The 15,927-nt window shown below is 47.0% G+C and carries 8 protein-coding genes; 4 read left to right on the forward strand and 4 right to left on the reverse strand.

What is annotated here, in order from left to right:
• Positions 1-257: 257 nt before the first annotated feature.
• The gene (locus R8G66_29750) at positions 258-1,490 is read left to right on the forward strand and encodes an aspartyl protease family protein (GenBank protein ID MDW3196598.1); all 1,233 of its coding nucleotides are present in this window, start codon (positions 258-260) and stop codon (positions 1,488-1,490) included.
• On the opposite strand, the gene R8G66_29755 is transcribed toward R8G66_29750, so the two are convergent.
• A complete protein-coding gene (locus tag R8G66_29755; protein MDW3196599.1) occupies positions 1,487-3,067 on the reverse strand; it encodes a glycosyltransferase family 39 protein in 1,581 nt (526 codons plus the stop codon). The genes R8G66_29750 and R8G66_29755 overlap by 4 nt on opposite strands.
• A gap of 105 nt (positions 3,068-3,172) precedes the next feature.
• On the opposite strand from R8G66_29755, the gene R8G66_29760 reads away from it, so the two are divergent.
• Positions 3,173-4,291: an NAD(P)/FAD-dependent oxidoreductase gene (locus R8G66_29760; GenBank protein ID MDW3196600.1), complete on the forward strand. Its 1,119-nt coding sequence runs from the start codon at positions 3,173-3,175 to the stop codon at positions 4,289-4,291.
• Positions 4,292-4,376: 85 nt separating this feature from the next.
• Here R8G66_29760 and R8G66_29765 read toward each other — a convergent pair whose 3' ends face one another.
• Positions 4,377-5,237 carry a UbiA family prenyltransferase gene (locus tag R8G66_29765; GenBank protein MDW3196601.1) on the reverse strand — a complete coding sequence of 287 codons (861 nt, stop codon included), beginning with the start codon at positions 5,235-5,237 and terminating at the stop codon, positions 4,377-4,379.
• Between the two features lie 55 nt (positions 5,238-5,292).
• Here R8G66_29765 and R8G66_29770 point away from each other — a divergent pair, with 55 nt between their 5' ends.
• Both R8G66_29770 and R8G66_29775 read left to right on the forward strand, forming a co-directional pair.
• Complete coding sequence (locus R8G66_29770; GenBank protein ID MDW3196602.1) at positions 5,293-6,393, forward strand: type III polyketide synthase; 1,101 nt, start codon at positions 5,293-5,295, stop codon at positions 6,391-6,393.
• Positions 6,390-7,085, forward strand: a complete 696-nt coding sequence (locus tag R8G66_29775; GenBank protein ID MDW3196603.1) for a methyltransferase domain-containing protein — start codon at positions 6,390-6,392, stop codon at positions 7,083-7,085. The genes R8G66_29770 and R8G66_29775 overlap by 4 nt, the downstream gene beginning before the upstream one ends.
• Here the strand turns inward: R8G66_29775 and R8G66_29780 are convergent.
• On the reverse strand, positions 7,079-7,666 hold the full coding sequence (locus tag R8G66_29780; protein MDW3196604.1) for a nitroreductase: 588 nt from the start codon (positions 7,664-7,666) through the stop codon (positions 7,079-7,081). The genes R8G66_29775 and R8G66_29780 overlap by 7 nt on opposite strands.
• Positions 7,667-7,866: 200 nt before the next feature.
• Positions 7,867-15,900, reverse strand: a complete 8,034-nt coding sequence (locus R8G66_29785) for an Ig-like domain-containing protein (protein MDW3196605.1) — start codon at positions 15,898-15,900, stop codon at positions 7,867-7,869.
• Positions 15,901-15,927 lie beyond the last annotated feature (27 nt).

The following is a 15,927-nucleotide window of genomic DNA, read 5'->3' on the forward strand; positions in this document are numbered from 1 at the left end:
TTCTGATATTTCCAACTAAAGAATAAACGTCCCAAGAGGACAATTCCAACAGGAATTTACCTTTTGTCAGCCCGCTGGTGAATTCTAGCGGGATTATTTACAAGTACGTAAGCCCAGAACTTGTTAAGCTCGTTTCTCGTTTTTAAATTTATAGACACACGCATTCCAAATACCCGAGGAATGAATCTGATGTTAGGGTAGTTCTTCTTTTACTTGTTAAGATCAATACCCAACCAAAAATTTGAGATCGTGGCCCTATGAAGAGGTTTTTGCTCATATCACTCATCTGCCTATTTGGCTTATCTGCTTTTTCTCAGCAGACCATAGGTTTTGTTTTTCCCAAAAAGAAGCAGAAAAAAGTCTCCTTCAAGTTTGAGATGTATAACAACTTGATCGTGATCCCGGTCTCTATCAATAACTTCTTAAGCATGAAGTTTATTGTGGATACGGGTGCAGAAGCTACCGTACTGACAGAAAAAGCCTTTGGAGACCTGGTCGGGCTTAACTACGTGCGAGAAATCCATATTGCTGCTCCGGGGATCAGAGATTCAGTGGAAGCATATGTGGCCACAAATGTAACATTGGGCCTTCCTGAAGATATTAACGGCGAACAAATGAGCATGCTCGTGCTCAAAGAAGACTATTTAGGTCTGAAAGAAAATTTAGGTGATGAGATCTACGGCATCATTGGGTATGATATCTTCCGAAGGTTTGTAGTTGAGATTGATTATGATGAGCGCAAACTCACTTTGCACAATCCAAGAAAATACAAGCCTCGCAAGTATTTCGAAGCAATTGACATCAGCCTGGACGATACCAAACCTTACATTCGCTCAAATCTGACCAGTGATAATGGAAACGGTAATTCTGTTAAACTCATGGTGGATACTGGAGCAAGTCATGCGCTTTTACTTGATGTGCACAACACTGATGACTTACAAATGCCTGAAGAAACCATTACCGCACGCCTGGGCCAGGGGCTCGGTGGCGAAATTTCAGGAATGGTCGGCAGGCTCAACAAATATGAGATCGGTCGCTACGGTTTTGATGAGGTGCTCGTCTCAATTCCTTATGAAGGATCTTATAGCAACGCGATCAAAAGAGGCTCCAGGCATGGGACTGTCGGCGGTGAATTGTTGAGTCGGTTCAACCCAACATTTGATTATTTCAATGGCAAGCTGTACCTGGCGAAAAGTAAAAATCACAGTAGAAACTTTGAGTTCGATATGAGTGGTATTCACCTGGGAGTGAAAAAAGAATTTCTTGATTCTTTGGTTGTGAAACACCTGGAAGATGATTCTCCTGCCGCCGAAGTGGGCATTGAAGTAGGAGATAGGGTCTTGAATATCAACGGACGAAACCTGAGCAATGCCAAGCTTTCTGATCTGAACGCCTTGCTTCGCAAAAAAGATGGGATGAAAATCAGAATGAAACTGTACCGTGACGGTGCTGTGTATCGCAGAAAGTTCCGACTTAGGCGAATGATCTAGCGAAAACGGACTAGGTAGACTGTCGTGTCTCGATATGGCATTAAGTATCGAACCTGGTATTCCTCTCCTTTAAGTAAGTCTTCCCGAACTAGATACAAACCGTCAAATTCCTTATTCTCAGTCCGACGAATAACTCTTTTGCTTTCTCGTGTCGTATAAAAGGCGCTGGTGTAGCTGATTCTCGTGTCTTTGTAAATAAAGATCGGATGATCTTCCGCCACTTCAGTTAATTGAATTCCTCGTTGTTTATACTCCTGCATGGGTGAATCCTGTGCTCGTAAAGGATGCACACTGAAGTCAAAAACAACTCGTATTAAAAGAAAACCGGTCATGATCAAGAGCAATCTCCACTTTTGCAATTTCAGAAAACCATAGATCAAAAACGGCATTAAGCAGGCAACCATCAGACTGGCAATCATCGCTCCATCAGGCACCTGTTTGGTAAGAATAAAAGGATAACTAACAGTCGCCGTAAAAAACAATCCCAACACGACCAGGCCAATAACCTTGAAGGCTTTGTCCCTGCCAACATGTGTCGGAGCAAGATGAAACGCATAAAGCAGCACGATAATGATAAAAGGGTACAGCATGTAGAGATACCTGGACCCGGTTTCAGGAGAAAGCCAGTACAACAAAATATTGGTCAGAGAAACCCAAAAGCTGAACCGGATCAATCGATGGGAGCGGAGCTGATCCCAAAAGCTTTTTCTCCACGCAAATAGCAACAGGAAACCTGCGGGTAAAATATTTTTCAACGTCTCAAGTGGGAATAACACCAAATGCACTAAAAATCGCTGTGCATTGAATGTTCCTACGGCCGTCTTATCCCGCGATTCTGTCCAAAGCGTAGTAATGTATTGGCTCACCTCTCCATATGGGGTGTAGCTCCAGGCGAACCATCCAATGATCGCGGCAAAAGCAACGATGCCTAACAAATGGCCTGCACTCCAAAGCTTTTTTAATCGATAGCCGTCCCATAAAGCAATCAACAAAGTGATGGCCAGGAATACCAGCGATGGCAGCCCTTTGGTCAATAAACCAATGGCCGCAAAAACGTACCCAAGGAAAAACATCCACGCAAACTCTCCTTTTTCTCTGAGGAAAAAGATCAGCACAATTCCCGCGTAAGTGATCAACGAATAAAAAAGATCTATTTCACCCGAAACAACGGTCAGATAATACAAGGCATCGGCCATGGTCAGGACCAGCAACGCAGCATGGACGCCAAATGAAAAATTGACATACTTATCTCCTACCCACCAGGTTATCACACCCATCAACAGGAAGGAAACTACACCGAAAAACCGTATGGTCCACTCCGAGAAGTCCCCAAAAATCGTATGAGAGAAAAGAATGACCCAATTCCAGATAGGTGGTTTCTTAAAATAAGCTTCCCCGAATTGCGTGGGGACCATCCATTGATCACTCAAATACATTTCCAGTGCAATCAAAGCCCTTCGCGGCTCTTCCAGAAACAAAGGATAACTCCCCAGATTGATGAACAAGGCCAAACCAGCGAGCAAAAACAAGCCAAGCGGGATAGCGATCTTTTGATGTTGATGGAATTCGGGAAGCATAGGACTTCACAAAGCTAGATGAAAATAAAGATGGGTTAATCTCTTACGATCGAATTGGTACATCAATGATTATTATTGTTCCCGAAAAGGGGGATATAAATTAGAATGAAAGATGTCATCATAGTTGGGGGAGGGTTGTCCGGGTTATTCAATGCCATCCTGCTTTCTCGTGCAGGATTGGAAGTGACCTTGATTGAGAAAAAACGCTATCCCTTTCATCGGGTCTGTGGCGAATACATTTCCAACGAAGTGATTCCCTTTCTGGAAAAGCACGATTTGTTTCCGCATGAGCTGGAGCCGGCAAGCATGGAACAGTTTCAATTGACCTCTATTGGTGGTCGAAAAATGCAAATGGCACTGGACCTGGGTGGTTTTGGTGTAAGTCGATACGCATGGGATGAATGGCTTGCTAACCTGCTAAAAAAAGAAGGGGTTGACATTAGAGAAGGAGTTTCCGTCAACGAAATTCAATTTCAGGAAGATCACTTTCATTGTGAACTTGGGACGGGAGAAGTGATGCAGGCGCAATTCGTGATCGGCGCTTTCGGTAAACGTTCCACACTTGACAAGCAACAAGACCGGGCCTTCATGACGCGAAAGTCACCTTATTTAGGAGTAAAGTACCACATCAAATCGGATTTTGATGATAAAACAGTGGCCCTTCACAATTTTAGAAACGGCTACTGTGGTATCAATAAAGTCGAGAAGGACCGGTACAACCTCTGCTACCTGACTCATCGGGACAATGTGCGGAAACATGGCAACATTCCCGAAACGGAACGCAGGGTACTTCAGGAGAATCCTTACTTGAAAGACATTTTCCGCAACAGCGAATTCCTGCTAGAGAAACCCGAAGTGATCAACGAAATCACCTTTGAGCAAAAAGAACCCGTACACAACCACGTTCTGATGTGCGGTGATTCGGCAGGGATGATCACACCTCTTTGCGGAAATGGTATGGGAATGGCCATTCATTCTGCCAATATGTTGACGAAAATTATCCTTAACCATTGGTCAGACACAACTCAAAGAAGATACCTGATTGAGGAGGAATACACCCAATCCTGGAAATCAGCCTTTGAGAAACGACTATGGGTAGGTAGAAAAATTCAAGACTGGTTTGGACATCCGTTTATGTCCGCCTTTGCCGTGCTGGCTGGACGCACCATTAAACCCATATCCCGAGCTTTGATGAAACAAACACACGGGGAGCCTTTTTCATAAAGTACACATCCTGCCTTGTCCGGCAGGCGGGCGAGAGCCTCAGTGTGACTTTAAAATAAGAGACAAAGCTGGAATAAGGCAAATCTCAATACCCCAACCACCAAACCAAAAAGAAGGTGATGAACGCGAGAGAGGAGATGCCATTTAGTCGCATGGTATTGTCAAAGTTGGCGTTAGATTGATCTTTCCGGACCTGAAGGTACCACCAGCCAAAAAACAAAAGTACCGGACCTGAACAAGCCAGATAGATATACACCAGACTCACACTTTGAAAGGTCAGGAAGTACCAAAGGAATCCGGCGGTAGCGGTGGTAAAAAGTAATCCCGTGAAATGAAAAGTCCCCAGGATCCCCAATTTTAAGCTGATGGTCTGATCTCCTCTTTTTTGGTCTTCCTCGTGCTGGTAGACCTGGGTCATTGGATACGAACCAAATAGCAACAATGTACTGATCGACCCTGCCAAATGATAAGACATTGGCAGTGAAAAAGGATCAGTCCCAGTCAAAGCAACTACAACCAACAGCAGCGTAAAGTAACCCTGAAAAACACCAGTGATGAGCCAGCCCAAAACCGGGTACTTTTTGATGCGGATCATCGGATGACTGTAGGCGCGTGATACCCCGATGTAGATCAAAATCATGAACCCAAAAGGGACGGACAAAAAAAAGCTTAGTCCAAGCGCAACTAAATCCATGATAGTGACGACCAAGTAAAGCTCTTGTGTAACTTTAGGTGGCTTTTTGAGTCCACCAATGCTGTCTTCATCTTTATCAAAATAAGAGTTAAAGCCATTGGAAGCCGGATAGACCAAAAAGTGCAGGATCACGAAAACCATCAGGAAATTGACATTCATGGGCGCCTGGCATACTGCTACCGCGAATAGAAATACAGGAAGTAAAAAAAGGGAAAAAGGGAATCGGAGATGCAGGAGGGTAGATCTTTTCATAGCAGCAGAATTAAAAGTATGGTAGAATTTTCATTTGTCCTAGGGAATCTGATCCATGCCTACTAGAATACATGCCATTGGTACTGCTGTACCTTCTTATCGATGCAACCAAAAGGAGCTAGCTACTTTTATGACCCGGCATTTGGACCTGGATAAAAGACAGTCTCGTAACCTTCATATCTTGTTTGCCACTAGTGGTATCAAACATCGATATTCTGTCGTTCCCGACTATGCCGCTGAGATGGAGGACTACATGTTCTTTCCAAAAAATGCCGCATTGGAACCCTTTCCCACCACCTCCGACCGGATGGAGCTTTACCGGAAAGAGGCATTGGGACTCGCTGAGGCGGCAGTAGTCAATTGTTTTGATCAGGTCGAGGATCATTTATCATCCGTCACCCATTTGATCACAGTCAGTTGTACGGGCATGTACGCTCCCGGGCTCGACATTGACCTGGTTGAACATCTTGGATTGAACACTGACGTAGAACGTACATCAATCAACTTCATGGGATGCTATGCCGCCTTCAATGCCTTGAAAGTAGCCAATCACATCGCGGCTCATGATTCCAGTGCTAAGGTGCTTATCGTGACGGTTGAGTTATGCAGTTTGCATTTCCAAAAGTCGAAAGACGAAGACATGTTGTTGTCCAATGCACTGTTTAGTGATGGTTCCGCATCGGTCCTGGTAGACTCAACTCCAACAAACAAGACCCATCTGGTCATGGAACATTTCTATAGTGACCTGGCCCTTGAAGGCAAAGATGAAATGGGATGGTTCATTCGTGATGTGGGTTTTGAAATGAAACTGACCGCTGAGGTCCCCGAGGTGATCAAGACTGGAATTGGTGAACTGACGTCCAAATTGCTCTCCAAAGTCTCAGATCACCACATCGAACATTATGCGATACATCCAGGAGGTAGAAAAATCCTGGAAGTCATTGAGGAGGAGCTGCAGATTCCTTCGGAAAAGAATCAAGCTTCCCGTCATGTGCTGGGCGAATACGGGAACATGTCTTCGCCCACCGTCCTTTTTGTCCTCAAAGAATTAATGGCCGGATTAAATGCCTCCAATCATCAGGAAGATATCCTGAGTTTCGCCTTCGGACCTGGTCTGACGCTGGAAAGTATGTTACTAAAAGTGATCTCCGTTTGATTGATTTAAGCCAGCGATCGGATGAAGAGGAATTGATGGACGACCTGCTCTGTGAAGGTCCTGTTGTTGACCAGACTTTAGCAGAACTAGATGTCATTAATCGGTTGCTAGGTGGCAATCAGATCAGTATACAGGCTTTTAAGGAGCTACTTAAAAACAGAACCGAACCCATCCATTTGGTAGATCTGGGATGTGGTAGCGGGGACTTGATGAAGGTCATGGCAGACCTTTGCCGAAAACGAGGGATCAAAGCCACTTTTACTGGATTTGATGCGAATCCCAACATTGTCGCATATGCCAAAAGACATACGAAAGATTACCCCGAAATATCCTATCAGTGTTTAAATATACTTAGTGAAGCATTTCGTGAAATTCAGTGTGACGTGATCCATGCCTGTCTGTTCTGTCATCATTTCACCTCGGCGCAACTTTCTCAACTATTCGGGACATTTAAACAAATGGCAAGCGAAAAAGTCATCATCAATGACCTGCACCGACACCACCTTGCGTATTATTCCATCAAATGGTTGACGGGCTGGTTTTCAAAGTCAGATATGGTCAAAAACGATGCAGCAATGTCTGTTGCCCGAGGTTTCAAACGAAAGGAACTTGAAGCAATACTGAATCAGGCAGGAATCGAAACAGCTCAATTATCGTGGGCCTGGGCCTTCCGATGGAAATTGATCTACTGAACCCACTTCACCTTGTCAGCGATCGGCTTTCTGCGTCCTTGTGGCCAATCTCCTTTTGGCATCCCCAAATAAAGAAATCCCAACAGCCGATCATCCTTACCCAAGCCAAAAAATGACTTGGCTTCATCGTAGTAAGTGACACCACCCGAACCCCAATAGCATCCTACCTGATAAGCCGTTGCTGTCAGGTACATATTTTGAACCGCGCACGCTACCGCTTCTACTTCTTCCACTTCTGGGAATCGCAGCTTCAATTCGCGTTTCATCCCGATGGAAATGATGTGTGAAGCAAGCAATGGTTTGTTGGCCAGTTTTTTGAATTTACTCTCGTCGAAATTCCCTGCGGCGGTGGCCTTTTCTTTGTAGAGTTCCGACTGAAAAGTGGCCAGCTTCCGGATGCCTTCACCTTTGAAAACCACAAAACTCCACGGTTCTGTCAAACCATGCGTCGGTGCCCAATTCGCATTCTCCAACATTTCATTGATCACTTCGTCGGGAACTGATTCTCCTGAATATTGAGGTGGATAGATGGATCTTCTGTTCCGGATCAAGCGATTGATTTCTTCGGTATTAAAGGTCATATTGCTGTGCGTTCTTATGTGGCATCAAAAGTACTTCAAGCTAGATAATCAACGCTCACATTCAATCTTAGAAAACCTATCCCTTTGCCAATTGCCTGAGTTAAAAAAGGAAGGTTAGTTATAATCAGAGATTAGAAGAAATGAAAAACCCCGACAGCCAAACACTGTCAGGGTTGTATTTTAGAAATCCTCCGTTTCTCTTATCTGCTAATCATAACTCTGTAGGTGATGATGGTTGGGGCCGGGCTTTCTGGGTCGTAGAAACGCACCAGGTACATGCCCGGATCTAACAGGTCTACTTCCAGTTGCATCTCCTGATTGAAGCCTTTCCTCACATCCTCTTCATGCATCACTCTACCCTCCAGGTTCAGGATCTGCACCTTCACCTGATCACTCATCAGCTTCTCATAGCGGATGTTCAGGTACTTGTCCGCAGGATTCGGATAGATGTCAAGGTCCTTGAAGTACTGACGGTAGAAGCCCAAGGCCTCGATCAACTCGACCGCAATTCCATCTTCGGTAACTACCGCCTCCAGGGTGAACTCATTGTCTTCTATGCCTCCCGCACCTACGGTGAACTCAATCGTCGTGCTTGGGTCCATCGGGATTCCCGGGTACTCAATGTTGAGGAAGTACGTATCATCAGGCAGGTTCTCAAACGTCACCTGACCATTGTCATCCGTCTCCTTGTACACCACCAACTCAAACTCTTCGTCATCGTTCTCCGGACGACCACCACTCGCTCTTCTTCTTCGACGCAACGAACAGCCCGCTCGCTTCACCTTACGTCTGGCCTCTATACGGTTACCGTTCTCATCCTCCCCGTCTTCGGCAAAGTCACTCACTACTTCCATGTTCACCACACCTCCATTTGGGAGAATCGGTAGATCCGGTGGATTCTGTTGCATCGTTAGTGCTTCGGAGACCACATCTCTCAAGAACAAGGTGTCCGCTTGCTCCCACAAGAACTCACTCCTGTAGTACGTCGGTAGCAGGTCTGGTACGTTCTCTGCCTTCACGCCTATCAGGTAGTCGCCCAGTACCACATCTGTGAACGCAAAGCCGTCTGCGCCTACAGTCGTCGTGCCCACTGAGTCAAATCGCATCTGGGTCTTCAAGATCTGCAACAGGTCCGCCGTTCCCTCCGTAAGGTTCAGCGTCTCTTCTGTCTGTGTGTCGATATAGGTCGGCGTGAACATCACCGAAGTGGTCGCATTGATCACCTGTGGATGACTCTCATATTCCCCTAGCGTGGGTAGAAGCAAGTTCTCTACCGTCAGCTTATAAGCACCCATGTTCTCGTAGTTGATGTCATTGATGTCAATGGTGCCGGCTGTCGCATCATCTACCTTAATTGTGTCAAGTGTCGCTGGACCTTTGTACTCCCACTGATACTCATTGGCCGTCCCGGTTACCCTCAGGTCTATCGTGTAGTTACTGCCCTTCCCAATCGCCTCATTCACATTCTCTGGTCCAAACTTCGCCTGGTTCGAATACGTGAACGTCGTGATATTGATGTGCGGCTCCAGATCTCCTGGTTGAAGCGCATTTCTGTCTACATTCAGCGTCTCCAGGTTTGGTAGCCTCGTCATGTCTGGGATCTTCGTCAGCGCATTGTTCGCCAGGTTAACCGTCCTTAAGTTCGCTATGTCTAAGATGTCTCCTGGAAGCTCGCCTGTCAGCTGACCTGCTCTGAATTGTGCTGCTGACAAGTTCAGCCCTACCACCCGGGAGTTCTCTACTTCAACGCCACTCCAGTTCTGTACATCGCCAGTCCAGGCCTGCGTTGGGGACCAGTCCCCATCATTGCCTCCTGTCGCTTCCAGGATATTCAACAGCGCCTGTGAGTCTCTGGCCAGTGAACTCACCCTTAAGAACAACCGCGCACTCGTCAATTCTAATCCGGTTACCAATGTGTTGGTCACCTTCACTAACAGGATGCGCTCATCATCTTCCTCTATCGAGGGAATCGTGAACGAATTACCAGATACCGATACGCCATTCAGATCCGTGATCAACGTCTCTGCACCTGTCACTTCATCTACCTCGTACCATTCGTAGGTATTGCTCGATCCCGTTATCGTTCTATCCACCGTGTAGCTCGTGCCTATTTCCTGTAAGGCCCTTACTTCTTCCAGCACGATCCCCTGGTTATCGTAGTTCACATTCGTCGCTGCACCCACCAGGTTCTCTAAGTCCCCAAACTGAATGAAGTTGCCCGATACATCCAATGTCTCAAGGGAGCTCATTGAGGTTAGGCCGCCTACACCTTGCAGTTCATTATTGCTCAAGTCTAAGGAGGTCACTTCGCCAAGGCCAGTAGTGAGCGGCGCTATCGTGCCATGAAGGTTGTTGTTACTCAGGTTGATGCCCGTTACTCTTGTCGCATCCACACTCAGGTTCTCCCATGTGCGCAACCTTCCCGTCAGCCAGTTGTTATTCCTTTCCCAGTTCGCTCCGTCGGTCGCGTTATAGATCGCTACCAGTGCCAGGGAGTCTCTCGATGTGCCTGGGTCCGTGGCTGTAAGTACCGTCACCGTATTCGAGTAATCTGAGATATCTCCACTCGTATACTGTACCCGCACCCTGTAGTAGAACCTCGTGTTATAATCCAATGAGCTGATCACTTCGCTTAATTCTCCCTCGGTATCAAAGTCCCCATAGATCGAAAAGGTGAAGCTGAAGTTCTCATCCTCACTTACATCCAATAGGTACGTCTGTGCTCCTCCGTCTTGTGCTGACCAGTTCGCCGTAAAGCTACCTGTGGTAATGTCCGTAGCGGCCAAAGCCGTTGTTGCTGCTGGTAAGATCCGTAATTCATCCGTCGTGGCATCCGTACCCGTCAAATTAGACAGGTTCGTGGCAATTGCGATGATGTCATAGGTACCCACATTCAGTTCTGGGAACGTATTCGCAGCCAGCGTCCAGGTTCCATCCTCGTTATTCGTAGCCCCATATTCTGTCCCTTCTACCGTCACCTTGATCTCCGCATCATTGTCATCCACCGTTCCCGTCAGTTCTGGGCTTCTATCAAGGCTCTCTGTTGTGTTGATCGTGATCACAGGAGTGGTAGCAGTTGACTGGTCGATTGTCAGTTCATCCGTTGAAGCATCCGCACCTGTATTACCAAATGTATCCGTGATCGTTACCAATACATCGTAAGTGCCTCCGGCAAGGTCGGCCAGCGTTCCTGCTGGAAGGGTCCACGTGCCATCTCCATTGTCCGTGCCCGTGTAGTCCGTGCCGTCTATTGTTACCGTAATGCTCGCTACTCCATTCGCTTCGATATAGGTTCCATTCAATTCAGGGCTGACAATACTCGTCGTTAAGGCTGTTACCGTCACTGTTGGTGCGGTCGTATCCACGATCAACTCATCTGTTGTTGCATCCGTACCCACATTGCCTGCTAAGTCCCTTGCCGTGGCGATCACCTCATACGTGCCATCCGTTAAGGCCACAATCGTTCCTCCAGCCAACGTCCACGTGCCATCTCCATTGTTCGTAGCTGTATACGTATCTGTTCCAATCGTAACTTCAATCGTGGCATCATTGTCATCCACAGTACCTGATAGTTCAGGACTTGCCTCATTGGTACTCAAACTGTTCACCGTAATCGTTGGTGCAACTTCATCTTCATCCGTTACCGTGATCGTCAGGCTCGCATCCGAAGCATTGGCTAAAGCATCAATTGCGGTGATGGTTACTTCATAAACATTATCTCCATCCGAATCTGAAGGGGCTTCAAAATCCGGAGCAGTAGAGAAAGAGACTGTTCCATCTGAGGCGATCGCAAACAGACTTGCGTCTGCTCCTGAAGTAACCGACCAGGTAACCGTTTCATCTGCTGTATAAGTGGCTACCGTTGTATTATTTTCTGCTACCGATGGCGTTAAGTCACCTGAAATCACCGGAGCGATTTCATCCACATCCGTTACTGTGATTGTTAATGCCTCATCTGAAGCATTACCCGCAGCGTCTGTAGCCGTAATCGTCACTTCATAGACATTGTCACCATCCGCGTCCGAGGGTGATTCAAAATCCGGAGCAGAAGTGAAGGAAACTAATCCATCTGAAGCGATGGTAAACAGACTTGCATCTGCGCCAGAGGTAACCGTCCAGGTAACTGCTTCATCAGCGGTATACGTTTCTCCTGTTGTGATATTCTCTTCCACCGATGGTGTGAAATTACCCGAGATCACCGGTGCAATTTCATCCGCATCCGTTACAGTTACCGTCACAGGAAGGTTCGTTTCATTGCCTGATCCGTCTGTTGCTGTAATCTCTATCTCGTAAACATTGTCCCCATCTGCATCTCCAGGGTTTTCAAAGTCCGGGGCTGTGTTGAATATCAAAACTCCAGTACCGCCATCAATGTCGAACAGCAATCCATCCGTACCTGTCATCGACCAGCTTACTGTCTCATCCGCAACATAAGTCTCAACAGCGGTGGTATTTTCGGCTATCGACGGAGTATCGCTGCCTGAAGTAATCGAAGGACCCGAAGTATCAATGATCAATTGATTGGTAGTTGCATCTGTACCGGCATTTCCTGCTGCATCAGTAGCCGTCGCCACAACATCATACGTCGCTTCTGCTAATGCGGCAACAGTATTATCAACTAGTGTCCATGTGCCGTCGCCATTGTTCGTTGCACTATAAGCCGTGCCATCTACCGAAACTGAAATCGTTGCCGTATTATCATCTATCGTTCCAGTCAGTTCTGGAGTGGTATCCGAGGTAGTTAAGGCATCAACCGTAATCAGCGGTGCCGTCGCGTCTACCACCAACTCATCAGTCGTGCCATCCGTTCCCACATTCCCCGCTGCATCCGTTGCCGTCGCCACAACATCATAGGTCGCTTCTGCTAATCCGGTCACTGTATTATCGAACAGTGTCCATGTGCCGTCGCCATTATTGGTCGCTGTATACGCCGTGCCATCTACCGTCACCGAAATTGTTGCCGTATTATCATTTACCGTTCCGGTAAGTTCTGGGGTTGTGTCTGCCGTCGTTAGGGAATTTACCGCCACCGTTGGCACTACTTCATCGAAAATGATGTCCAGGTCTGCCGCCGTGTTGTCATTGCCAGCTCCATCTGCTGCCGCTGCCGCTGGAATCGAGACATTGACGGTGGTTTCTGAAAGTAGCGGGGTGATATCAAATGTATAGGTCTGACCATCTACATTCACGAAATTGCTCAAGGCACCATTCGTAGGAGCCACATCTATTGCTGTGAAACCCGTTACCACTTCCCCAAAGTCTACCTGAATGCTGAATGGATTGACATTCGTTGGGCTTCCTGAAACACTGGTGATCACAGGTGTTGGAACAAGTTCATCAACATCTGTCACCGTGACTGCTACCACCAGATCCGCCGTATTACCACCGCCATCTGTTGCCGTAACTGTCAAATCATAGATATTATCTCCACCTGAATCTCCTGGAACCTCAAAGTCTGGGGCACCATTGAAAGTAAGATCTCCGCCTGTATTGATCGTAAACAATGAGGCGTCTGTTCCTGATACTGACCAGGTCACAGTTTCATCCGTCGTATACGTTTCTACTGTAGTCGTGTTTTCCGAAATCGACGGACTGGCGGAACCACTCGTAATGACTGGGTCGATCTCATCTACATCCGTCACCGTAATTGCTACAACCAGATCCACAAAGTTTCCTGTACCATCTGTGGCTGTCAATGTCAAATCATAGGTATTATCTCCACCCGCATCTCCTGGAACCTCAAAGTCCGGGGCACTGATAAAGGAAAGGTCACCACTCGTATTTATCGAGAATAAAGACGCGTCTGTTCCTGATACCGACCAGGTCACTGCCTCGTCAGCAGTATACGTTTCTACTTCTATCGTGTTTTCAGCGACTGAAGGACTGGCAGAACCACTCGTAATGATTGGATCGATCTCATCTACATCCGTCACAGTAACTGCTACTACCAAATCTACAAAATTTCCTGTGCCATCCGTGGCGGTCACTGTCAAATCGTAGCCATTATCTCCGCCTGCATCTCCTGGAACTTCAAAGTCTGGGGCACTGATAAAGGAAAGGTCACCACTCGTATTTATCGAGAATAAAGACGCGTCTGTTCCTGATAAGGACCAGGTCACGGCTTCATCTGCGGTATACGTTTCTACTGTAGTTACATTCTCGATAACAGATGGTGTCGCACTACCCGAAGTAATGACAGGGTCGATCTCATCCAAATCCGTCACTGTAACCAGTACTACCAGATTCGCGACGTTTCCTGCGCCATCTGTGGCTGTCACTGTCAAATCATAGCCATTATCCCCTCCAGAGTCACCTGGGACCTCAAAGTCCGGGGCAACATTGAAAGTAAGATCACCGCCTGTATTGATCGTAAACAAGGAAGCGTCTGTACCTGATAACGACCAGGTCACGGCTTCATCTGCCGTATAGGTTTCTACTATAGTTACATTCTCGACAACCGTTGGTGTGGCACCACCCGAAGTAATGACAGGGTCGATCTCATCTACATCCGTTACAGCAACTGCAACAACCAGATCTACGAAGTTTCCTGTGCCATCCGTGGCTGTCACTGTCAAATCATAGGTATTATCCCCACCCGCATCACCTGGAACCTCAAAGTCTGGGGGACTGAGGAAGGAAAGATCACCACTCGTATTTATCGAAAATAAAGACGCATCAGTTCCTGATAGTGACCAGGCTACGGCTTCATCCGCTGTATAAGTCTCTACAGTTGTTACATTCTCCGCAACTGATGGTGTTCCGCTACCCGAAGTAATGACTGGATCGATCTCATCCAGATCCGTCACCGTAACCAGTACAACTAGGTTCACGACGTTTCCTGCGACATCTGTGGCTGTCACCGTTAGATCATAGCCATTGTCTCCACCCGCATCACCAGGGGTCTCAAAGTCCGGGGCACTGTTGAAGGAAAGGTCACCACTCGTATTTATCGAGAATAAAGACGCGTCTGTTCCTGATAACGACCAGGTAACCGCTTCATCCGCCGTATATGTTTCTACTGTAGTTGAGGGCTCCTCAATTGATGGGGTGGCTGAACCAGACGTTATACTCGGATTACTTGTATCAACAGTCAATTCATTCGTGGTTGCATCAGAAACCTGATTACCTGCCGCATCTTCTGTTCGGGCGATCACGTCATACGTACCATCTGCAACTCCTGTAAATGTGAAGTCCCAATCACTGGTCGTCTGATTGGCGGTAAAGAAATTCGCTCCGCCATCAATAGAAACCTCCACAATAACAGAGCCGCTTGCTGCATCGAATGTTCCGGATACCAGCGGGTTATCATTATTGGTCACCAATACATTGACCGTGGGAGTGGTGGGAGGAGTTTTATCAAAATTCACATCCCCTCCAGCAGTAATTGCGGTCACCTGTGTACCCGCATTAGACGCCAAATCAGAAAAGTCAATGCTAAAAGGTACCGTACCTTCCGCGTCAGTCCCTGCTGTAACATAAGCTGCCTGCCATGTGGTCTCATCAGCATCGGAAAGATCATTTATGGCAGCGATATTCCCGAAAATCGTGACTGTCGGTATGTTGATGTCTTCACTGGCCGTGAAAGAGAGGGTAATGACCTGGCCTGGAGAAGCCTGATTCGCATCAAAGGAATTATCAGAAGCAATGGAAACGGTAGGCAACGTAGGTAATTCGGTATCCTTAACAACTACCGTTGAGGCTTGTGTCGCCGGATTTCCAGCCACGTCTGTTACATCTGCTGTGATGGTGATGTTGCCCTCTGCTAATCCTGAGACATTCACAAAATTAGCAGTCCACGCGCCACTTCCTGCGATAGGAGAAGCTACCACTGTGGAACCACCATCATCAAATGTGACTGTTACTGTTTGGCCATCTTCTGCTGTTGTAGTACCGTTAACAAATACTGAGGATTCTTCAATAAAGTTGATAAAATCATCTGTTGCCACTGGAGTAGTGATCGTAATGGTAGGAGCAGCCATATCGATAGAGAAATTATCCGCTTCGTCATGTGTAGCCAAGATATTCCCCAGGGCATCCTGAGCAGCAGTGACCCGTACATCAACATCTGCTAAGTCCTGATCTGCATCTGTCACAGTATAGGTCGCTGCGTATTCTGTTAGGCTATTCCAGATTCCAGCACTAAAGGATAGTGATGCTGATGGATCCTCGACCGGGAATGAAATCACAGGGTCATTGCTTCCTGAATTATCCATGTCTTCACTGAAAGTGATCACAAGATCAAGCTGAGAGGTGCCATCAAT

It is taken from the genome of Cytophagales bacterium, assembly GCA_033344775.1.
GTDB lineage: Bacteria > Bacteroidota > Bacteroidia > Cytophagales > Cyclobacteriaceae > JAWPMT01.